This window comes from Streptomyces sp. R28 (genome assembly GCF_041052385.1).
GTDB lineage: Bacteria > Actinomycetota > Actinomycetes > Streptomycetales > Streptomycetaceae > Streptomyces.
Window position 1 is genome coordinate 8,515,829 of record NZ_CP163439.1, and the last position, 19,388, is coordinate 8,535,216.

Genomic DNA, 19,388 nt, shown 5'->3' on the forward strand with positions numbered 1-19,388 from the left:
ACAAACTCGTTCGGTATGGAGCGTCGGCCCGCGTAGGGTGCCCCGGTTGCCGGGCCGGAAAGGCGGGTTGTGGACGTGGCACCTCGGAAAGCGACGCGAGAGCAGTTGAGGGGTGCGGCGCGGGCCGCCCTGGGTGACGGGCGGCGGCTGGAGGCGGTCGAGCGGCTCGCGGGCGGCAGCAGGAAGGGCGTGTACCGCCTGCTGATGGGCGACGCCACGACGGCGATCGCCTATCTGTGGGACGGGTCGGAGAACTACTGGCCGGCGGCCGAGGGCGATGACGACCTCATGGACCCGTTCTCGCCCGGTGTCGGCCTCGACCTGTTCGAGGCCGCCCACGCGCGGCTGGACTCGCTGGGCCTGCGGATGCCTCAGGTCTACCTGGTCGACCGCGAGCGCACCCACTACCGGGCCGACCTCGCGATCGTGGAGGACTTTCCCGGCGAGGACCTGATGGACCTGTTCAACCGCGACCCGCGCGCGGCGGAACCGACGATGGCGCGTCTCGCCGATGCCCTGGCGGCGATGCGACGTCATCGGGCGCCGTCTTTCGGCAAGGTGGCCCTGATCGACGCGGGAGGAACCTCGCGGGCGACGTCGTGCGAGAAGGCCGCGCTCGACTTCGCGCTGCGCTGCCTCGCCGAGGCGGCTTCGCGTGACCGGAGGATCGCGGACGCCCGCGACCGGCTGGAGGTGCGGCTGCGAGAGCTCGCCGCAGCGGTGCGGCCGCGTGCCGAGTACTCGGTCGTCCATGGCGAGTTGGGGCTGGACCACGTGTTGGTGGACCGGGACGGCAACCCCGTTCTGATCGACATCGAGGATCTGATGTACTTCGACGTCGAGTGGGAGCACGTGTTCCTGCGGCTCCGCCATCCCGAGGGCCACTATCGGCCGTTGGCGGCGGAGGGCCTCGACGAGGACCGGCTCGCGCTCTATACGCTCACCCAGCGGCTGTCCCTGACGGCGGGCCCGCTCCGCCTGCTCGACGGAGACTTTCCCGACCGCGCCTTCATGCGGGGAATCGCTGAGCACCACTTGAACGAGGCGCTGGCGCTGGTCTCGGGCGTGTAGAGCGAGGCGTTGGGGACCACGCCGGGCGCACCGACTGCGCGGCAGGCGAATTCCGTGGCAGGCAAGTCCCATGGCGGCAAAGTCCCATGGCAGCCAAGTCCCGTGAGACAGATAATCAAGTTGTACGAGACGTTTCGTCTTGCTTACGTTGGGCTCCATGACCAGTCGCCCCGCCCACATCGCCATGTTCTCCATCGCCGCCCACGGCCACGTGAACCCCAGCCTCGAAGTGATCCGCGAGCTCGTGGTGCGCGGGCACCGGGTCACGTACGCGATTCCGCCCCTGTTCGCCGAGAAGGTCGCCGAGGCCGGGGCCGAGCCGAAGCTCTGGAACTCGACGCTGCCCGGACCCGACGACGACGCGGCGGCCTGGGGCACCACCCTCCTGGACAACGTGGAGCCCTTCCTGGCGGACGCGATCCAGGCCCTGCCGCAGCTGATCGAGGCTTACGACGGTGACGAACCCGACCTCGTGCTGCACGACATCACCGCCTACCCGGCCCGAGTCCTGGCTCACCGCTGGGGTGTCCCCGCGATCTCCCTGTCGCCGAACCTCGTCGCCTGGAGAGGCTACGAGGAGGAGGTCGCCGAAGCGATGTGGGCCGAGCCGAAGAAGACCGAGCGTGGCCGGGCCTACTACGCCCGCTTCCAGGCCTGGCTGGAGAAGAACGGCATCACCCTGCACCCGGACGCGTTCGCGAGCCACCCCGACCGCTCCCTCGTGCTGATCCCGAGGGCATTGCAGCCGAACGCCGACCGGGTGGACGAGAGCGTGCACACCTTCGTCGGCGCCTGCCAGGGCGACCGTTCCGCACAGGGGGACTGGCAGCCGCCGGCCGGTGCCGAGAAGGTCGCCCTCGTGTCGCTGGGGTCCTCCTTCACCAAGCAGCCGGCGTTCTACCGGGAGTGCGTCAAGGCCTTCGGTGACCTGCCGGGCTGGCACCTGGTGCTGCAGGTCGGCAGGCACGTCGACCCGGGCGAGCTGGGGGACGTACCCGACAACGTCGAAGTGCGGTCCTGGGTACCGCAGTTGGCGATCCTCAAGCAGGCCGACCTGTTCGTCACCCATGCCGGGGCGGGCGGCAGTCAGGAGGGCCTGGCCACCGCCACCCCGATGATCGCCGTACCGCAGGCCGTGGACCAGTTCGGCAACGCGGACATGCTCCAGGGGCTCGGCGTCGCCCGCCACATCCCCACGCAGGAGGCCACCGCCGAGACCCTGCGCACGGCTGCCCTGGCCCTCGTCGACGACCCCGAGGTCGCCCGGCGCCTGAAGGACATCCAGGCGCAGATGGCCCAGGAGGGTGGCACCGTGCGGGCCGCCGACCTGATCGAGGCTGAGCTGGCCGCCGTACGCGACACGCGAGAGCAGGCGTAGGGGCTACCGGAGAACACGTGAAAGAGCAGGGCCCGTTGACTCCCCCGGGGGTCAACGGGCCCTGCTTGTCGGGCGGGTGGGGTCAGACGGACACCCGCTCGCCCTCGTCGTCCCGAGCCGCGCTCCGCGTCACGGCCTCGGGCGCCTCGTCGTGCGTCAGGTCCGGCAGCCGGTTCAGCCACTTCGGCAGGTACCAGTTGCGCTCGCCCAGCAGTGCCATCACCGCCGGGAGCAGCACACCCCGGATGATCGTCGCGTCGATGAGGACCGCGGCCGCCAGGCCGACGCCCATCTGCTTCATGGACTGCATGGACAGCGTGCCGAAGATCGCGAACACGGCGACCATGATGACCGCGGCGCTGGTGACGACCCCGGCCGTGGTGACCACGCCGTGCTGGATCGCGTCCTTCGTCGAACGGCCGCGCAGGCGCGCCTCGCGGATCCGCGAGACCACGAACACGTGGTAGTCCATCGACAGGCCGAACAGGATCACGAACAGGAACAGCGGCAGCCAGGTGATGATGGCGCCGACGCCCTCCGCGCCCACCACGGACGCCCCCCAGCCGTGCTGGAAGACAGCGACGAGGATGCCGTACGCCGCGCCCACCGACAGCAGGTTCAGCACGATCGACGTGATCGCGACCGTCAGTGAGCGGAACGACAGCAGCATCAGCGCGAAGGCGAAGACCACGACGAAGGCGAAGACCGGGATGACGGCTCCGGCCAGCTGGTCGTTGAAGTCCTTCGAGCCCGCGACCTGTCCGGTGATCGGCGCCTCGACCCCGTCCACCTTGCCGAGCGTGGCCGGGCGCACCTCGTCGCGCAGCTTGTCCAGGCTCGCGCCCGCCTTGTCGAGGTCGGAGCCGCCGACCAGCGGGACGTACACGAAGGCCACGTTCTGGTCGTCGTGCAGCTTGATCTCGACCGGGCCGCGCGAGGCGCCCGAACTGACCGCCCGCTCACGGAAGTCGGCGAGCGCGGACTTCACCTCGGGAGCGTTGATGTCCTTCGCCTTGACGACCACCTCGGCCGGCTCGGAACCGCCCGGGAAGGCCTCGTTGAGCCGGTTGTACGTCTGCACGATGGGCAGTGAGTCGCCGAACTCCTTGTCCAGGGTGAGCTGCTGGGTCTTCATGCCGAGCGCGGGAGCCGCGATGGCGAGCAGCGCACCGGCCGCGACGGCGACCGAGATGACCGGCCGCGCGAGCACCGCCTTGAGCACGGCCGTCCAGAACCGGCTCTCGCGGTTGCCGCGCCCACGGTTGCGACGCAGGCGGCTCTGCGGGTGCAGGAACGGGATCTTGCCCTTCTCCACCCGCTCGCCCAGCAGCGACAGCAGGGCCGGCAGCACCGTCACCGACCCGACCATGGCGACCGCCACCACCATCAGCGAGGCCAGGCCCATCGCCTCGAACTCGGCGAGCCCGGTGAACAGCATGCCCGCCATCGCCACGCACACGGTGACACCGGAGACGATGATCGCGCGGCCACTGGTGGCGGCGGCGACCCTCAGGGCCGTCTGCGCGTCCCGGCCGGCCTCGCGCTCCTCGCGCTCACGTCGCAGGTAGAACAGGCAGTAGTCGACGCCGACGGCCAGGCCGACCAGCAGCATCACGGAGTTGGCGGTGTCGCTCATCGGCATGACGTGGCTGACGATGCCCATCAGGCCCATCGTCGCCATGATCGCGGTGACCGCCAGCAGCACCGGCAGCAGGGCCGCCACCAGGGCGCCGAAGGCGATGAGCAGAATGCCGAGGGCCACCGGCACCGCGGAGTACTCGGCCTTCTGGAAGTCGTCCCCGAACGCGTCGTCGAACGTCTTCATCATGCTCGCGCCGCCGATCTCCTCGATCCGCAGCGACGCATGGTCCTTCTGGACGTCCTCGACGGCCTTCAGCACGGGCTCCACACGCTCGCCCGCGGTGTCCGACTCGCCGCGCATGTCGAACTGCACGAGCGCGCTGCGGCCGTCCTTCGAGATCGTCTGCGTGTCGTACGGCGACGTCACGTCCGTGACCTTGCCGGTGCCCTCGACCGCCTTCACGACCGCGGTGACCGCCGACCTGAACTCGGCGTCCGTGGCCTTGAGGCTGCCGTCCTTCCCCTGGATCAGGACGGTCTCACCGGCCGGCTCCTCGATCCCCGCGTCCTCGATGATCTTGGCTGCGGTGTGTGTCTCGCCCTTCAGCTGGTCGCTGTCCTTGACGTCGACCCGGCCCGCCGCCGAGCCGAGCCCCATCGCCAGGACGACGAACAGCACCCAGATGCCGACGGCGGCCCATCGATGGCGGGCGCTCCAGCCGCCGGCGCGGGCGGCGAGTCCCCGCACACGTGTGTCTCCGTTCCCCATGATGGGCTTGCCCCCTTGATTGCGGTGGCGGCCCCCTGCCGCCCCCTTTCGTTTCGAAGGTATGGGGCGGATAAAGCCATCTCGTCGTGCTGCCCGGTGAAGTACGGCGGCCGGAACTCATCCGCTCGGCCCCCGGGCTCTCCCCACTGGGGAGGATGGGGGTCCCTTACATCTATCCGAGCGGGTCGGGGGCGTGGCTCGGGGTCGAGGCTTGAGAAAACAGCGGGATGAGCTTGTGCTTCATGCTGACCGGTAAGTAACTTACGGGTCCGGCCGTCGTGCCCACCCCCACGGGGCACGACGGCCGCGTGAGTGTCAGCAGGTCGCCTTATGGTGGCCGGATGACGACGACGTATGCGGCGCTGCTGCGTGGAATCAACGTGGGCGGCAGCAGAAAAGTCCCGATGGCAGACCTGCGCACCCTGATGACCGGCCTCGGTCACGACGGTGTGCGCACCTACCTGCAGAGCGGTCAGGCGGTGTTCGCCGCCGACCACGGCGATCAGGAGTCCCTCGCCGCGGAACTCGCGTCGGCGATCGAGAAGCGCTTCGGCTTCGCTGTGGACGTGATCGTGCGCGACCACGCCTACCTCAAGGCCGTCGCCGACAACTGCCCGTTCCCCGCAGCCGAGTTGGAGCCCAAGCAGCTCCATGTCACCTACTTCTCCGCCCCGGTCGACGCCGAGCGCTTCGCGGAGATCGACCAGGCCGCCCACCTCCCGGAGGAGTTCCGGCTCGGCGACCGGGCGCTGTACCTGTACGCCCCGAACGGCCTCGGGCGCTCCAAGCTCGGCGAAATCCTGTCGCGTCCCCGGCTCAACAAGGGTTTGATCGCGACCAGCCGTAACTGGAACACCGTCCTGAAACTAGTGGAGATGACAGGTGACTGACGTACGCTCCACTGCCGTGGAAGCCGCCATCGAGGGCGAACTGCGCCTGCTCAGGCCGGAGGTCCGGTCCTCGCCGGAGCTGCTCGAGGAGCTGCTGCACCCCGAGTTCCGTGAGTTCGGCGCGTCCGGGCGGGACTGGGACCGGACGTCGATCATCGAGTCCCTCCTCGCGGGCACCGATCCGGGGCCCCGGCCCGTCGTCGTCTCGCGGATGGAGGGCGTCCAGCTCGCCCCCGACGTGGTCCACCTCACCTTCGACACGGAGAACAACGGCCGCCGGGCGCACCGCAGTTCGCTGTGGCGGCGGACGGACGACGGATGGCAGATGTACTTCCATCAGGGAAGCTTGTTCAGCGCTGCGCAAGAGTGACCCTGCGCGGGCCGAGACCGGGCGACCGGGCGAGGATCTCGCGAGGCGGAGCCAGCCGTGGCTCGGTGTACAGACGCCGACGGCCGCGCGGCAGCGTCTCGACGCCGCCCCGGCAGGCCAGGTCGAGAACGAGGCTGTCCCGGACGAACCACATCCCGCGCAGGCTCTCGACGGACCAGAGCCCGAACGTCTGCGGGTCCGCCGCCCCGGCCCGGCACGCCCGCCAGGCCTCGCCCGCCACGAGGAACCGGTCGCGCGGCACGTCCAGCGGGTCGAAGCCCAGGTCGCCGTAGGCCGGATGCAGGACCTGCGGGTCGACCAGCCGCCAACTCCCGTCCGGCAGAAGGTACTCGGTGATCCAGTGGTCCTCGTGGAAGCCGTCGACGAAGTAGGTGCCGAAACCGCCCCGGACCCGGGCGGGCGTCACCGTTGCTCGGGGATGGCGTACCCCAGACGCTGCCCGTCTCCTTGATGGGTGATCACATCCCGTACAAGATGGGCGAGTTGATCCGGATCGCTCGGCAGCCCACTGACGTCCAGGTCCCCCGGATCGCCTGCCCCAGGGGCAAGGTCAACCCGGCGGAACCGCTGTGCGAGGCTCACCTCATGCGCTACATCATCATCGGGGCAGGGGCGGTCGGCGGTGTCGTCGGCGGACGGCTCGCGGGCTCGGGACACGAGGTCGTTCTGGTCGCGCGGGGTGCGCACTTCGAGTCCCTCCGGGACCACGGACTGCGGCTCAGGGTGCCGGAGGGCGAGCTGACCCATCGGCTGCCGGTCGTCGACGGGCCGGCCGCGCTCGGGGAACTCCGCCCCGACGACGTCCTCGTCCTCGCCGTCAAGACACAGGACAGCACGGCCGCGCTGCAGACGTGGGGCCCGGTTCCGGTCACGGGCGGCGGTACGGCGGCCGAGCGGTTGCCGCTGGTCTGCGCCCAGAACGGCGTCGAGAGCCAGCGCCTCGCCCTGCGGCTCTTCCGACGGGTGTACGGCGTCTGCGTCTGGCTGCCGTCGACGTACGTCGAACCCGGCGTCGTCTCCGCGGCCGGCCGCCCCCTCACCGGCATCCTGCATCTCGGCCGCCACCCGCACGGCACCGACGAGACCGCCCGCCTCATCGCCGCCGACCTGGAGAAGTCGCACTTCGAGGCGCCGGTCGTGGCGGACGTGGCGCGCTGGCAGTACGCCAAACTGCTGGGCAACCTGGGCAACTCCCTGGAGGCGGTGACCGGGCCCATCGACAGTGCGGAGGCCGCGGCGCTGTTCGGGCGCGTGCGGGCCGAGGGCGCGGCCGTGCTGGACGCCGCCGGGATCGCGTACGCGAGCGCCGAGGAGCAGCAGGCCGTACGGGGCGACAAGGTCACCCTCGTACCCGTCGACGGAACCCCGCGCGGCGGCGGCTCCTCCTGGCAGTCTCTCACCCGCGGCACCGGCACCATCGAGGCCGACTACCTCAACGGCGAGATCGTCCTCCTCGGCCGCCTGCACGGCGTCCCGACCCCGCTGAACGAGCTCCTGCAGAGCCTCGCCAACACCTTCGCGCGAGAGCGTCGGGCGGCGGGCTCGATGCCGCTGGGGGAGCTGCTGCGGCTGGCCGACGAGGCCGGCGGCCCCGCGGACGCCGCGTAGAGGCGGGCCGTCGCGCTCAGGCGCCCACGGCCGCCAGGACCGGCGCCCGGGCCGCGTCGTACCGCTCCGACAGCAGTCGCGCCACCTCGGGCGCGGCCCCGAGCACATCCGCCAGTACGTCCGCCTCGGCCGCGCCCCGTGCGATGCGGTCCGGGAGGAAGCCCGGGGCCAGGACGTACGGGGCCACGGCCACGCGTGCGCAGCCGAGCGCGCGCAGTTCGGCGACCGCGTCCTCGGTGCGAGGGAACCCCGCGGGAGAACCAGCGGAGGCGAACGCAGGTCGCACGGCGCACCAACCGGTGTGCCGCCACTCCCGCGCGATTTCTGCGATCACTGCGATCGCCTCCGGGTCGGTGGACCCCGCCGAGGCCAGCACGACCCCGGTCGAGGACTTGTCGGCGGGCGTCAGTCCCGCCTCGTACAGCCGCCGCTCCAGCGCCGCCAGGAGCAGCGGCGACGGCCCCAGCACCTCGGCCTGCCGGATCCGCAGCTGCGGCGGGGCGTCCCGCAGGACCGTCGGGATGTCGGCCTTCGCGTGGAACGCCCTGGTCAGGAGCAGGGGCAGCGCTACGACGTCACGGACGCCCTCCGCCGCCAAGGACTCCAGCACTCCCTGCACCGACGGGATGTTGAAGTCCAGGAAGCCGGTCTCCACCCGCAGGTCCGGGCGCAGCGAGCGCACCCGGCGTACCAGGGCATGCACCGTCGCGGCGTGCCGCGGGTCGCGGCTGCCGTGGGCGATGACGAGAAGAACCGGCTTCGTGAACACAGGACTTCAGCTCCTTGCCAGCAGACCGCGGCTGCGCAGCACCCACCGCTCCAGCGGGCTGAAGATCAGCAGCTCGATGGCGATGCCGACGACCAGGATGAGAAGGATCGCGAAGAAGACCATGGACATGGAACTGTTGTTGCGCCCGTTCTCCAGCAACTGGCCCAGGCCCACGCCCAGATCGGGGTGGGAGGCGATGATCTCGGCGGCCATCAGCGACCGCCAGGAGAAGGCCCAGCCCTGCTTCAGGCCCGCCAGATAGCCGGGCAGCGCGGCCGGCATCACGATGTGCCAGGTGCCCTTCAGGCCCGTCGCGCCCAGCGTGCGGCCCGCTCGCAGGAACAGCGGCGGCACCTGGTCGACGCCGGACACCAGGCCGTTGGCGATGGAGGGGACCGCGCCGAGCAGGATGACGGCGTACATCATCGAGTTGTTCAGGCCGAGCCAGAGCACGGCGGGCGCCACCCAGGCCACCGACGGCAGCGACTGCAGGCCGGACAGGATGGGGCCGATGGCCGCGCGGACGAACCTCACCCGGGCGACCAGCAAACCGAGCGGCGTGCCGATGGCGAGCGCCATGAGGAAGCCGAGCAGACCGCGTGAGACGGACGTCCAGATGTAGTCGAGGAGGGTTCCCTGGAGCCAGGATTTGCGGACCTCGCCCCATACGTCGGACGGTGAGGGCAGCTTGAACTCGGGCGCGACCTCGGCCCACACCAGCAGCTGCCAGACCACCAGCACCAGCGCGATCGCGGTGACGGGCGGCAGCACCTTGCGGATGAGGGTCTCGCGCAGCGGCGTACGGCTCGTCTGGACCGCCTCCAGGGCGTCCAGGCCCGCTTCGACTCCGTCGAGATCGTTGCCGTCCTTGACGGCGGTCGACTCAGTGCTGGCCATGGCGGCGGATCTCCCCACGCAGTTCTTCGGTGATCTCCCGGGACAGCTCCGCCACGGCGGTGTCCTCGATGCGGCGCGGCTGCGGGATGCCGACCGTCCACTCGCGCGCGATGCGGCCCGGGCGGGAGGACAGCAGCACGACGCGCTGGGCGAGGCGCACCGCCTCACGCACGTTGTGCGTGACGAAGAGGACCGACAGCTGCGTCTCGCGCCAGATGCGGGTCAGCTCGTCGTGCAGCACGTCACGGGTGATGGCGTCGAGCGCGGCGAACGGCTCGTCCATCAGCAGCAGCTTGCTGTCCTGGGCGAGCGCCCGCGCCAGGGCGACGCGCTGGCGCATACCGCCGGACAGCTCGTGCACCCGCTTGCCGTACGCGCCCTTCAGCCGGACGAGTTCGAGGAGCTCCTCGGCCCGCTCGCGCCGCTCGTCCTTGGCGACGCCCCTGAGCTTGAGGGCGAGTTCGATGTTCTTGCCCGCGGTCAGCCACGGGAAGAGGGCGTGCTCCTGGAACATCAGCGCCGGCCGGCCGTCGGTCGTGATGCTGCCCGCGCTCGGTTTGTCCAGCCCCGCCACCAGGTTCAGCAGCGTCGACTTGCCGCAGCCGGACGCCCCGAGGAGGGTGACGAACTCGCCGGGCGCGACATCGAGCGTGATGTCGTCGAGGACGAGCTGCTGCCCGGCGGGGCCGGCGAACGACTTCGAGACGTGGTCGATACGCGCGGCGTGCTCCACCGACACATCCGTGTCGGCGGCCTTGGCGAGGGCGGTTGCCATGGTCGTCACCTCCTGGGAACTCATCGGGATCAGTGCCTTGCTCACGACTTCACGACTGCGGGACTCACGACTGCGGGACTCACGACTTCGTGCCGAGACCGGCGTCGTCGACCTCGGGTTCACCCTCGGCCTTGAGGACCTTGTTCAGCGGCGTCAGGTCGTAGATGCCGGTCAGGTCCGGCTTCTGCAGCAGCCCCGCCTTGACCGCGTGCTCGGCCTCGGTGCCGAGCGTGGCCGCCAGCGGGTCGTCCGTGACGTGGATGGACTGCCACGCCGGGTCGAGCACGTCGGCCGGCAGCGCCTTGCCGGTGTCGGCCTTCAGCTGCGCGTTCGCCGCGGCCTTCGCCTTCTCCGGGTTGTCGTCGATCCACTGGTTGATCTTCACGGAGGCGCGCAGTACGGCCTCCACGGCCTTCGGGTGATCCTTCAGGAAGCTCTGCGACACGATGACGTTCGTGATCACGAACTTCTTGTCCGGCCACAGGTCGGCCTCGTCGAGGAGCACCTTGCCGCCCTCGGCGACCAGCTTGGACGCGGTCGGCTCGGGCACCCAGGCACCGTCGATCGAGCCGGACCGGTAGGCGTCCGGGACGACCTTGTTGTCGGTGCGGACGACGGAGACGTCACCCGCGCCGCTCTGCGCGTCGACCTTCCAGCCCTGCTCGGAGACCCAGTTGAGGAACGCCACGTCCTGGGTGTTGCCGAGCTGCGGCGTGGCGATCCTCTTGCCCTTGACGTCCTTCAGGGACTTGATCTTCTCCGGGTCGACGACGAGCTTCACACCGCCCGACGCCGAACCGGAGATGATGCGCAGGTTCTTGCCGCCCGCCTTGATGTAGCCGTTGACGGCGGGGGAGGGGCCGATCCAGCCGATGTCGATGGACTTGGAGTTCAGCGCCTCGATCTCCGAGGGACCGGCGTTGAACGGGACGTACTGCGCCGTCGTGCCGCCCAGCTCCTTCTGGAACAGCCCCTCCTGCCGGCCGACCAGCGGGGTGGCGTGGGTGAGGTTCCCGAAGTAGCCGATCTTCACCGAGTCCAGGCCGTCGACCTTGGGCGCCCCGGCTATGGCCTGCTCGGTGTTCTCCTTGGCCTGCGAGCCGTAGCCGCAGGCCGCGAGGGCCAGCAGCGGCAGCGCGGCCAGGACGGCGAGGGTCCGGCGCAGGGCGGGGGTGGCAGGCACGGGAGGGGTTCCTCTCGGTGGCCCGGCGCTCACGCCCGTGTCAGGCCGTGGCCGGGGAGTCGGCGGGTTCGTGCGGATCGGCGCGCATGCGGTGCGCGCAGGTCAGCGCACACATCGCGACACTCCGCCCTGCCCGCTTCCGAGGGCACCGCTGCCGACGCGGCCGCCCTCCTTCGCGAACGTGGAGTAGTAGTCGTGGGGCTTCATGTCAGAAGTCCCACCCGTCGTCCTCGGCCTCGTCCTTGACCGGCTCGGGCGAGGCGAACGACTCGCCGACCATGCCCGCGGTGAGCGTGGTGCCGTCGTTCGGGTCGATCAGGATGAAGGAGCCCGTGCGGCGCGAGTCGGCGTAGGAGTCGACCGGCAGCGGCTCGGCGGTGCGGATCTTCACCCGGCCGATGTCGTTGGCGACGAGCTGTCCCGGGTGCGGGTGCAGGGACAGGTCGTCGAGCGTGAGCCGGGACGGGATGTCCTTGACGATCGCCTTGACCGTGCGGGTGCCGTGCTTGAGCAGCACGCGGTGGTTGACGGTCAGCGGGGCATCGGCGACGTGGCAGACGGTGGCCTCGATGTCCTGCGTGGTCGGGGGCGCGTCCTTGGTCGGCACGAGCAGGTCGCCGCGCGAGATGTCGATGTCGTCCTCCAGCAGGACGGTCACCGACTGGGTGGTCCACGCGATGTCGACCGGCTCGCCCAGCAGGTCGATGCCGGAGATCTTCGACTTCCGGCCCGACGGCAGCACGGTGACCGACTCGCCGACGCGGAAGGAACCGGCGGCGATCTGGCCGGCGTACCCCCGGTAGTCGGGGTGCTCGGCGGTCTGCGGGCGGATCACGTACTGCACGGGCAGCCGGGCGTGGCAGTGGCTCAGGTCGTGGGTGACCGGGACCGTCTCCAGGTGCTCCAGGAAGGTCGGCCCGCCGTACCAGTCCATGTTCGCGGACGGGTCCACCACGTTGTCGCCGGCCAGCGCCGAGATCGGGATCGCGGTGATCTCCGGGACGCCCAGCTCCAGCGCGTACGCCGTGAACTCCTCGGCGATCGCGGCGAAGATGGACTCCTGGTAGTCGACCAGGTCCATCTTGTTCACGGCCAGCACCACGTGCGGCACGCGCAGGAGAGCGGCGATGGCGGCATGCCGGCGGGTCTGCTCGACGACGCCGTTGCGGGCGTCGACCAGGATCACCGTCAGCTCGGCCGTCGAAGCGCCCGTGACCATGTTGCGCGTGTACTGCACATGTCCGGGCGTGTCGGCGAGGATGAACCGGCGCCGGGGCGTGGCGAAGTAACGGTACGCCACGTCGATCGTGATGCCCTGCTCGCGCTCGGCGCGCAGGCCGTCCGTCAGCAGCGCGAGGTCCGGGGCCTCCTGGCCGCGGCTCGCGGAGGCGCGCTCGACGGCCTCCAGCTGGTCGGTGAGGATCGACTTGGAGTCGTGCAGCAGCCGGCCGACGAGGGTGGACTTGCCGTCGTCGACGGAGCCCGCGGTGGCGAACCGCAGCAGGGTCGTGGCCGAGAGCTCCTCGGTCGTGGTCGTGCTCATGCTTAGAAGTACCCCTCGCGCTTACGGTCTTCCATCGCGGCCTCGGACATCTTGTCGTCGGCGCGGGTCGCGCCCCGCTCGGTGAGCCGGGACGCGGCGATCTCGGTGATGACCTGCTCCAGGCTCACCGCGTCCGAGTCGACGGCACCGGTGCAGGACATGTCGCCCACGGTCCGGTAGCGGACGAGCCGCTTCTCGACCGTCTCGCCGTCCTTCGGCCCGCCCCACTCACCGGCGGTCAGCCACATGCCGGCCCGCTTGAAGACCTCGCGCTCGTGCGCGAAGTAGATCTCCGGCAGCTCGATGCCCTCGCGGGCGATGTACTGCCAGACGTCCAGCTCGGTCCAGTTGGACAGCGGGAACACGCGGACGTGCTCGCCGGGGGCGTGGCGGCCGTTGTAGAGGTTCCACAGCTCCGGCCGCTGCCGGCGCGGGTCCCACTGCGAGAACTCGTCCCGCAGCGAGAAGACGCGCTCCTTGGCCCGCGCCTTCTCCTCGTCCCGGCGCCCGCCGCCGAACACCGCGTCGAACTTCTCGCTCTGGATCTTCTCCGTCAGCGGCAGCGTCTGCAGCGGGTTACGGGTGCCGTCCGGGCGCTCCTTGAGCACACCCCGGTCGATGTAGTCCTGTACGGAGGCCACATGGAGCCGCAGCCCATGTGCGGCCACCACACGGTCCCGGTACTCGAGGACCTCGGGGAAGTTGTGCCCGGTGTCCACGTGCAGCAGCGAGAAGGGGATCGCGGCCGGGGCGAACGCCTTCAGCGCGAGGTGCAGCATGACGATGGAGTCCTTGCCGCCGGAGAACAGGATCACCGGCCGCTCGAACTCGCCCGCCACCTCGCGGAAGATGTGCACCGCCTCGGACTCCAGCGCGTCCAGGTGCGAGAGGGCGTACGGGGAGGCCGTGCCATCCTCGCCCCCCTTCACCGTGGCGACGGTCGTCGTCATGCCAGTCCCCTTTCGCTGAGCAGGGCGTACACCGACGCCGCGGACTCCTGCACGGTCTGGTTCTGGGACTCGATGCGCAGGTCGGGCGACTCGGGCTGCTCGTACGGGTCGTCGACCCCGGTCAGCCCGCTCAGCTCGCCCGCGGCCTGCTTGGCGTACAGACCCTTCACATCGCGTACGGAGCACACCTCGACCGGAGTCGCCACGTGGATCTCCAGGTACGGTGCCCCGCCCTCCTGGTGGCGCTTGCGCACCGCGTCACGGCTGTCGGCGTAGGGCGCGATCACCGGGACGAGCGCCTTGACGCCGTTACGGGCGAGCAGTTCGGCGAGGAAGCCGATGCGCTGCACGTTGGTGTGCCGGTCCTCGCGGCTGAAGCCGAGGCCCGCCGAGATGAACTCGCGGATCTCGTCGCCGTCGAGCACCTCGACGCGGTGGCCCTCTTCGCGGAGCCGGCCGGCCAGCTCGTAGGCGATGGTGGTCTTGCCGGCGCTCGGCAGACCGGTGAGCCAGACGGTGGCTCCGCTCGTCACGTGGTTCTCCAAATTCGCAGAAAACTCGGTCATGGTCAGCCGTGCAGCCCGCACTCGGTCTTGGCGTTGCCCGCCCAGCGGCCGGCGCGCGCGTCCTCGCCCGCCAGGACCCGGCGGGTGCAGGGCGCGCAGCCGACGGAGGCGTAGCCGTCCATCAGCAGCGGATTGGTGAGGACGCCGTGCTCGGTGACGTAGGCGTCCACGTCGTCCTGGGTCCAGCGGGCGATCGGGGAGATCTTGACCTTCCGGCGCTTCTCGTCCCAGCCGACGACCGGGGTGTTCGCCCGGGTCGGGGACTCGTCGCGGCGCAGCCCGGTCGCCCAGGCCACGTAGCCCTTCAGGCCCCGCTCCAGCGGCTCGACCTTGCGCAGCTTGCAGCACAGGTCGGGGTCGCGGTCGTGCAGCTTCGGGCCGTACTCGGCGTCCTGCTCGGCGACCGTCTGGCGCGGGGTGAGGGTGATGACGTTGACGTCCATCACGGCCTCGACCGCGTCGCGGGTGCCGATGGTTTCCTCGAAGTGGTAGCCGGTGTCGAGGAACACGACGTCCACGCCGGGCATCGCGCGGGAGGCGAGGTGGGCGACCACCGCGTCCTCCATCGACGAGGTCACGCAGAAGCGCTTGCCGAACGTGTCGGTCGCCCACTGGAGGATCTCCAGTGCGGAGGCGTCCTCCAGGTCACGGCCCGCCTGCTCGGCGAGCGCCTTCAGATCCTCGGTCGTGCGCTCTTCCTGAATCGCGGTCATATTCCGTCTCCCCCCACGTCGTTGCGCTGAAGGCCCCGGGCGAGCAGCCCGAGGAACTTCAACTGGAATGCGCGGTTGCACGCCGCGCATTCCCACGCGCCGTGGCGGTCTGCCAATGCCTCACTCGGCCGGAGATCCTCGTCGCCGCAGTAGGGGCAGTAGAAAGGGGCGGCCCGCTCGCTCATGAGAGGGCCTCCTCGGAGGCGCGCGCGGCCCAGGTGGCGAACCGCTCGCCGTCCTCACGCTCGTCCTGGAAGCGCTTGAGGACCCGCTCGACGTAGTCGGGCAGCTCGTCGGAGGTGACCTTCAGGCCACGCACCTTGCGCCCGAACCCGGCCTCCAGGCCGAGCGCGCCACCCAGGTGCACCTGGTAGCCCTCGACCTGCTCGCCCTGGTCGTTCAGGACCAGCTGGCCCTTGAGACCGATGTCCGCCACCTGGATACGGGCGCAGGCGTTCGGGCAGCCGTTGAGGTTGATGGTGAGCGGCTCGTCGAAGTCCGGGATGCGGCGCTCCAGCTCGTCGATCAGCGCGGCGCCGCGCGCCTTGGTCTCGACGATGGCGAGCTTGCAGTACTCGATGCCGGTGCAGGCCATGGTGCCGCGCCGGAACGGGGAGGGCTTGGCGGTCAGGTCCAGTGCCTCCAGGGCCTCGACCAGCGGCTCGACCTGCGCCTCCTCGACGTCGAGGACGATCATCTTCTGCTCGACGGTGGTCCGGACCCGGCCCGAGCCGTGGGCCTCGGCGACCTCGGCGATCTTCGTGAGCGTGGCGCCGTCGACACGGCCGACGCGCGGCGCGAAACCGACGTAGAAACGGCCGTCCTTCTGCCGGTGCACACCGACGTGGTCGCGCCAGCGCTCGGTGGGCTCGGCGGGCGCGGGGCCGTCGGCCAGCTTCCGCTTGAGGTACTCGTCCTCCAGGATCTGGCGGAACTTCTCCGGGCCCCAGTCCGCGACCAGGAACTTCAGGCGGGCCTTCGTACGCAGCCGCCGGTAGCCGTAGTCGCGGAAGATGCCGATCACGCCCGCCCAGACGTCCGGGACCTCGTCCAGCGGGACCCAGGCGCCGAGCCGGACGCCGATCTTCGGGTTGGTGGAGAGGCCCCCGCCGACCCACACGTCGAAGCCGGGGCCGTGCTCGGGGTGCTCGACGCCGACGAACGCGACGTCGTTGATCTCGTGGACCACGTCGAGCAGCGGGGAGCCGGAGATCGCCGTCTTGAACTTGCGCGGCAGGTTGGAGAACTCCTTGCTGCCGATGTAGCGCTCGTGGATCTCGTCGATGGCCCAGGTGCCGTCGATGATCTCGTCCTCGGCGATACCGGCGACCGGCGAGCCGATGACGACGCGCGGGCAGTCGCCGCAGGCCTCGGTCGTGGACAGCCCGACGGCCTCCAGGCGCTCCCAGATCTCCGGCACGTCCTCGATGCGGATCCAGTGCAGCTGGATGTTCTGCCGGTCGGTGATGTCCGCGCTGCCGCGCGCGAACTCCTGCGAGATCTCACCGATCACCCGCAGCTGCTGGGTGGTGAGGCGTCCGCCGTCGATCCGCACCCGCAGCATGAAGTACTTGTCGTCCAGCTCCTCCGGCTCCAGGATCGCGGTCTTGCCGCCGTCGATCCCGGGCTTGCGCTGGGTGTAGAGGCCCCACCAGCGCATACGGCCGCGCAGGTCGTTGGGGTCGATCGAGTCGAAGCCGCGCTTGGAGTAGATCGTCTCAATGCGTGTCCGCACATTGAGACCGTCGTCGTCCTTCTTGAACTGTTCGTTGCCGTTGAGCGGGGTGTAGTGCCCCGCGGCCCACTGACCCTCACCGCGGTGACGGCTCACCTTGCGGCGGGGAGTCGTGGCGGCAGGTTTCTGCGGGGTGGCGGCCATGGTTGTTACGTCCTTCGGGACAGGCAATTGGTGGGGGCGGCGCGTAGCGCCTCGATGAGGGGCGGTGGTCGGGCGGCGGGTGGGAGGCTCTGACCTGCGCGTACGGGCGCATGGGCATGCGTGCGCGGCATTGCGCGGGAAGGGAAGCGAAAAGAGGGGGATGTCGGGCGCTGCGGGGCCGTCAGCGCGCCGGACAGATGGCGCTGGACATGCGGCCGAGGTCGACGTGCCGTCGACTCACCAAGGCGATCCCAGTTCCAGACATGACGGAAGCGTGTCACGGCGATCTGGACACAGTCCAGCTTCGTCCATTATGCGGACACCCTTGTCTCGTAGAGCAAGACAAGGGTGGTGTCGGTCACATGGCCCATATAGGCCGTTTCTGTCCAGGTCAGACAGGGTACGCCCCCGGCCATGGGCCGGTCGGTGCCGCCTCGGCCTCCTCCTCGACCTTGGTGTCGAAGAGCTTGAAGCCACGGCGCAGATAGTTGTCCATGGCGTGCTCCCCGTCCTTGCTGCACGTATGCAGCCACACCCGCTTCGTTGGGGCCAGCCCCGGCCAGCGCTCCGCGAGATCCCAGGCGCGGGCGGCGCCGTACGCCAGCAGGTGCCCGCCGAACCGGCGTCCGCGGAAGGCCGGGATCAGGCCGAAGTAGACGATCTCCACGTCCCCGTCGTCCTGCGGCTCCAGCTCCACATACCCCGCGGGCGTCCCCCGGTCGTAGGCGACCCACGTCTCGACACCCGGACGCGCCACATACTCCTGCCACTGCGCGTACGTCCAGCCGAGCCGGTCCAGCCAGAGGATGTCCCCGCCGACCGACGCGTACAGAAACCGGCTGAACTCGGGCGAGGGCACCTCGGCCCGCACGATCCGCAGGTCCCCCTCCGGGGCGGCGGCCGGCAGGAGGTCCGTAGGGGAGGTCTGCTCCAGGGACCAGGTGGTCACGGGGATGTTGGTCATGGCGGCCAGGGAATCATCCGAGTGACCGATCTGTCGATCGGCGTCCGCGACCGCTAGGCCAGCGCCCGGTCGATCGAGTCCAGGGGCACGGCGAACAGCACCCCGCCCGACTGGGACCAGACCTCGCCGGTCGCCTCCCAGTACGACAGGGGCCCGGCCTGGACGCCCCAGCAGCGAGGGGCTTCCTCGGAGCCGCAGCGGGTCGCCTCGGCGCCGTCGGTGTCCTGGCGCCAGAGGCTGCCGTGCCGGTCCGTGGCGCCCGGGGCTCGGCCCAGGTACCAGTGGGAGCGGTCCGTCCCGGTCGCCCGGTGCGACAGCAGGCCCCTGATGCCGGACGCCTCCGTCTCGTACGCCTCGACGGCGTGCGCGGCGGCGGTGGCGTCGGTGGCCAGCAGGCCGGGGCGGGCCGGGTCGGTGCTGAAGTCGTAGCGCCACAGCCGGGCGTGCCGGTCGCTGTCGGCCGCGGTCCGTTCGCCCGCCACCAGGCTGTCGGGTGCCGTGCTGCGGTCGAGGGAGATGGCGCCGAGACGGGGAGCGGCGCTCCCGCCGGTCAGACGGTACGAGCCGACGGCCGGCAGGACGAAGCGGTTGCCGTGCGCCGACCAGCCGCCCTCGACGCGGCCCACCGCGGCGCTGTCGACGGTGGCGCGCTGGACGCGGTCCATGTCGTAGACGTACAGGCCGTCGGCGGTGGTGACCAGCAGCTTGTCCTGGTACCAGACCATGCCGGAGAGGCGGGAGGGCAGAGCGCGGTAGTCGCGTCCGCCGTCCACCGGGACGACGAGGAGGGCCGAGGCGTACCTGAGGCGGGCCAGGTCGCCCGCGTCGACGAAGGCGACCCGGGCGAGGCCCCGGTCGGCGGTGCCCTGGCTCCAGCCGGCCAGGAGTACCCGGTTGTCGTTCCACCAGCCGTCGTCGTCGGCGTCCCCCGAGGTGGTGAGCGCCCCCGCCCGCCAGGTCCGGGTGTCGGCGGCGTCCCAGCAGTACGCGCGCGTGGCGGCCGGTGCGACCGGCAGCGCGGCGCGTTCGGTGGCCGTACAGCCGGCCGCGCCGCGCAGGCTGCGGTCGGCGCTCTCCAGGACGGCACGGACACCGACCGGCTCGCCCATCCGGGAGGCGAGTTCGTCGAGCGTGGCCTGCGGGACCAGCTGCTCGTGGAGGCTGAGGGCGCCGGTGTCGGCGGCCCTGGTGAGAGGCTCCAGTGCCCCGGGGTTGTCGCCGACCGTGGCCTGCGAGGCACTGATCATCGTGGCGGCGGCGGTGAGCGCGAGGGCGGTGCCGGCCAGGAACGCGCGCACGGCGCGGCCCTGCTTGCGTCGACGGTGTCTGCCGCGGTGCTTCATCAAACCTCCCGAGGCGAGCCAACTGCGGCTATTGGTCTGGGTGTTGACCAAAAGAGCAGGTGGGGTGGCTCGTAGGGGGATGCTACGGCAGTGAGGCACACTTGCGGACGAAGACCTT

General features: G+C 70.5%; 19 protein-coding genes and 1 pseudogene. 5 read left to right on the plus strand and 15 right to left on the minus strand.

The window, feature by feature from the left end; all coding sequences use genetic code 11:
* Positions 1–69: 69 nt before the first annotated feature.
* On the plus strand, positions 70–1,071 hold the full coding sequence (locus AB5J49_RS37295; protein WP_369173254.1) for a phosphotransferase family protein: 1,002 nt from the start codon (positions 70–72) through the stop codon (positions 1,069–1,071).
* A 111-nt stretch (positions 1,072–1,182) separates the two neighbouring features.
* Positions 1,183–2,449 (plus strand): annotated as a pseudogene (gene mgt / locus AB5J49_RS37300) (macrolide-inactivating glycosyltransferase).
* Positions 2,450–2,531: 82 nt separating this feature from the next.
* Here the strand turns inward: mgt and AB5J49_RS37305 are convergent.
* Positions 2,532–4,799: an MMPL family transporter gene (locus AB5J49_RS37305; RefSeq protein ID WP_369173255.1), complete on the minus strand. Its 2,268-nt coding sequence runs from the start codon at positions 4,797–4,799 to the stop codon at positions 2,532–2,534.
* A gap of 341 nt (positions 4,800–5,140) precedes the next feature.
* Between AB5J49_RS37305 and AB5J49_RS37310 the strand changes: the two genes are divergently transcribed.
* Entirely contained in the window at positions 5,141–5,689 is a 549-nt protein-coding gene (locus tag AB5J49_RS37310; protein WP_369173256.1) for a DUF1697 domain-containing protein, read from the plus strand.
* Positions 5,682–6,059: a DUF4440 domain-containing protein gene (locus AB5J49_RS37315; protein WP_369173257.1), complete on the plus strand. Its 378-nt coding sequence runs from the start codon at positions 5,682–5,684 to the stop codon at positions 6,057–6,059. The genes AB5J49_RS37310 and AB5J49_RS37315 overlap by 8 nt, the downstream gene beginning before the upstream one ends.
* On the opposite strand, the gene AB5J49_RS37320 is transcribed toward AB5J49_RS37315, so the two are convergent.
* Positions 6,040–6,486: a hypothetical protein gene (locus tag AB5J49_RS37320; RefSeq protein ID WP_369173258.1), complete on the minus strand. Its 447-nt coding sequence runs from the start codon at positions 6,484–6,486 to the stop codon at positions 6,040–6,042. The two genes, AB5J49_RS37315 and AB5J49_RS37320, sit on opposite strands and share 20 nt — an antisense overlap.
* Positions 6,487–6,665: 179 nt before the next feature.
* Between AB5J49_RS37320 and AB5J49_RS37325 the strand changes: the two genes are divergently transcribed.
* Positions 6,666–7,688 carry a ketopantoate reductase family protein gene (locus AB5J49_RS37325; protein ID WP_369175386.1) on the plus strand — a complete coding sequence of 341 codons (1,023 nt, stop codon included), beginning with the start codon at positions 6,666–6,668 and terminating at the stop codon, positions 7,686–7,688.
* A gap of 16 nt (positions 7,689–7,704) precedes the next feature.
* On the opposite strand, the gene AB5J49_RS37330 is transcribed toward AB5J49_RS37325, so the two are convergent.
* The 13 genes from AB5J49_RS37330 to AB5J49_RS37390 all read right to left on the minus strand — a co-directional run bounded on the left by AB5J49_RS37330 (position 7,705) and on the right by AB5J49_RS37390 (position 19,270).
* The gene (locus AB5J49_RS37330; RefSeq protein ID WP_369173259.1) at positions 7,705–8,457 is read right to left on the minus strand and encodes a sirohydrochlorin chelatase; all 753 of its coding nucleotides are present in this window, start codon (positions 8,455–8,457) and stop codon (positions 7,705–7,707) included.
* A 6-nt stretch (positions 8,458–8,463) separates the two neighbouring features.
* The gene (locus AB5J49_RS37335) at positions 8,464–9,354 is read right to left on the minus strand and encodes an ABC transporter permease (protein ID WP_369173260.1); all 891 of its coding nucleotides are present in this window, start codon (positions 9,352–9,354) and stop codon (positions 8,464–8,466) included.
* Positions 9,341–10,129, minus strand: coding sequence for an ABC transporter ATP-binding protein (locus AB5J49_RS37340; RefSeq protein ID WP_369173261.1), 789 nt, complete (start codon positions 10,127–10,129; stop codon positions 9,341–9,343). The genes AB5J49_RS37335 and AB5J49_RS37340 overlap by 14 nt, the downstream gene beginning before the upstream one ends.
* Before the next feature lie 79 nt (positions 10,130–10,208).
* Positions 10,209–11,312, minus strand: coding sequence for an aliphatic sulfonate ABC transporter substrate-binding protein (locus AB5J49_RS37345; protein WP_369173262.1), 1,104 nt, complete (start codon positions 11,310–11,312; stop codon positions 10,209–10,211).
* A 208-nt stretch (positions 11,313–11,520) separates the two neighbouring features.
* Complete coding sequence (locus tag AB5J49_RS37350) at positions 11,521–12,855, minus strand: sulfate adenylyltransferase subunit 1 (RefSeq protein ID WP_369173263.1); 1,335 nt, start codon at positions 12,853–12,855, stop codon at positions 11,521–11,523.
* 2 nt (positions 12,856–12,857) lie between these two features.
* Positions 12,858–13,805 carry a sulfate adenylyltransferase subunit CysD gene (cysD, locus tag AB5J49_RS37355; protein ID WP_274244982.1) on the minus strand — a complete coding sequence of 316 codons (948 nt, stop codon included), beginning with the start codon at positions 13,803–13,805 and terminating at the stop codon, positions 12,858–12,860.
* The gene (cysC, locus tag AB5J49_RS37360) at positions 13,802–14,338 is read right to left on the minus strand and encodes an adenylyl-sulfate kinase (protein ID WP_369173264.1); all 537 of its coding nucleotides are present in this window, start codon (positions 14,336–14,338) and stop codon (positions 13,802–13,804) included. The genes cysD and cysC overlap by 4 nt, the downstream gene beginning before the upstream one ends.
* A gap of 35 nt (positions 14,339–14,373) precedes the next feature.
* On the minus strand, positions 14,374–15,084 hold the full coding sequence (locus tag AB5J49_RS37365) for a phosphoadenylyl-sulfate reductase (protein ID WP_369173265.1): 711 nt from the start codon (positions 15,082–15,084) through the stop codon (positions 14,374–14,376).
* On the minus strand, positions 15,081–15,269 hold the full coding sequence (locus tag AB5J49_RS37370; protein WP_369173266.1) for a hypothetical protein: 189 nt from the start codon (positions 15,267–15,269) through the stop codon (positions 15,081–15,083). Before AB5J49_RS37370 ends, AB5J49_RS37365 begins: the two co-directional genes overlap by 4 nt.
* On the minus strand, positions 15,266–16,963 hold the full coding sequence (locus AB5J49_RS37375) for a nitrite/sulfite reductase (RefSeq protein WP_369173267.1): 1,698 nt from the start codon (positions 16,961–16,963) through the stop codon (positions 15,266–15,268). The genes AB5J49_RS37370 and AB5J49_RS37375 overlap by 4 nt, the downstream gene beginning before the upstream one ends.
* 181 nt (positions 16,964–17,144) lie before the next feature.
* Positions 17,145–17,228: a putative leader peptide gene (locus tag AB5J49_RS37380; protein WP_310591794.1), complete on the minus strand. Its 84-nt coding sequence runs from the start codon at positions 17,226–17,228 to the stop codon at positions 17,145–17,147.
* Positions 17,229–17,354: 126 nt separating this feature from the next.
* Positions 17,355–17,927 (minus strand): GNAT family N-acetyltransferase, encoded by a 573-nt coding sequence (locus AB5J49_RS37385; protein ID WP_369173268.1) that lies wholly within the window; start codon positions 17,925–17,927, stop codon positions 17,355–17,357.
* 53 nt (positions 17,928–17,980) lie between these two features.
* Positions 17,981–19,270 carry a hypothetical protein gene (locus AB5J49_RS37390; RefSeq protein ID WP_369173269.1) on the minus strand — a complete coding sequence of 430 codons (1,290 nt, stop codon included), beginning with the start codon at positions 19,268–19,270 and terminating at the stop codon, positions 17,981–17,983.
* Positions 19,271–19,388: the final 118 nt, after the last annotated feature.

What these genes read in the sequence shown, in the direction of transcription:
- AB5J49_RS37305 (WP_369173255.1), bottom strand. Translation starts at nt 4,799, where the DNA reads ATGGGGAACGGAGACACACGTGTGCGGGGACTCGCCGCCCGCGCCGGC.
- AB5J49_RS37310 (WP_369173256.1), top strand. Translation starts at nt 5,141, where the DNA reads ATGACGACGACGTATGCGGCGCTGCTGCGTGGAATCAACGTGGGCGGC.
- AB5J49_RS37325 (WP_369175386.1), top strand. Translation starts at nt 6,666, where the DNA reads ATGCGCTACATCATCATCGGGGCAGGGGCGGTCGGCGGTGTCGTCGGC.
- AB5J49_RS37335 (WP_369173260.1), bottom strand. Translation starts at nt 9,354, where the DNA reads ATGGCCAGCACTGAGTCGACCGCCGTCAAGGACGGCAACGATCTCGAC.
- AB5J49_RS37340 (WP_369173261.1), bottom strand. Translation starts at nt 10,129, where the DNA reads ATGGCAACCGCCCTCGCCAAGGCCGCCGACACGGATGTGTCGGTGGAG.
- AB5J49_RS37350 (WP_369173263.1), bottom strand. Translation starts at nt 12,855, where the DNA reads ATGAGCACGACCACGACCGAGGAGCTCTCGGCCACGACCCTGCTGCGG.
- cysD (WP_274244982.1), bottom strand. Translation starts at nt 13,805, where the DNA reads ATGACGACGACCGTCGCCACGGTGAAGGGGGGCGAGGATGGCACGGCC.
- AB5J49_RS37365 (WP_369173265.1), bottom strand. Translation starts at nt 15,084, where the DNA reads ATGACCGCGATTCAGGAAGAGCGCACGACCGAGGATCTGAAGGCGCTC.
- AB5J49_RS37370 (WP_369173266.1), bottom strand. Translation starts at nt 15,269, where the DNA reads ATGAGCGAGCGGGCCGCCCCTTTCTACTGCCCCTACTGCGGCGACGAG.
- AB5J49_RS37375 (WP_369173267.1), bottom strand. Translation starts at nt 16,963, where the DNA reads ATGGCCGCCACCCCGCAGAAACCTGCCGCCACGACTCCCCGCCGCAAG.
- AB5J49_RS37380 (WP_310591794.1), bottom strand. Translation starts at nt 17,228, where the DNA reads ATGTCTGGAACTGGGATCGCCTTGGTGAGTCGACGGCACGTCGACCTC.
- AB5J49_RS37385 (WP_369173268.1), bottom strand. Translation starts at nt 17,927, where the DNA reads ATGACCAACATCCCCGTGACCACCTGGTCCCTGGAGCAGACCTCCCCT.
- AB5J49_RS37390 (WP_369173269.1), bottom strand. Translation starts at nt 19,270, where the DNA reads ATGAAGCACCGCGGCAGACACCGTCGACGCAAGCAGGGCCGCGCCGTG.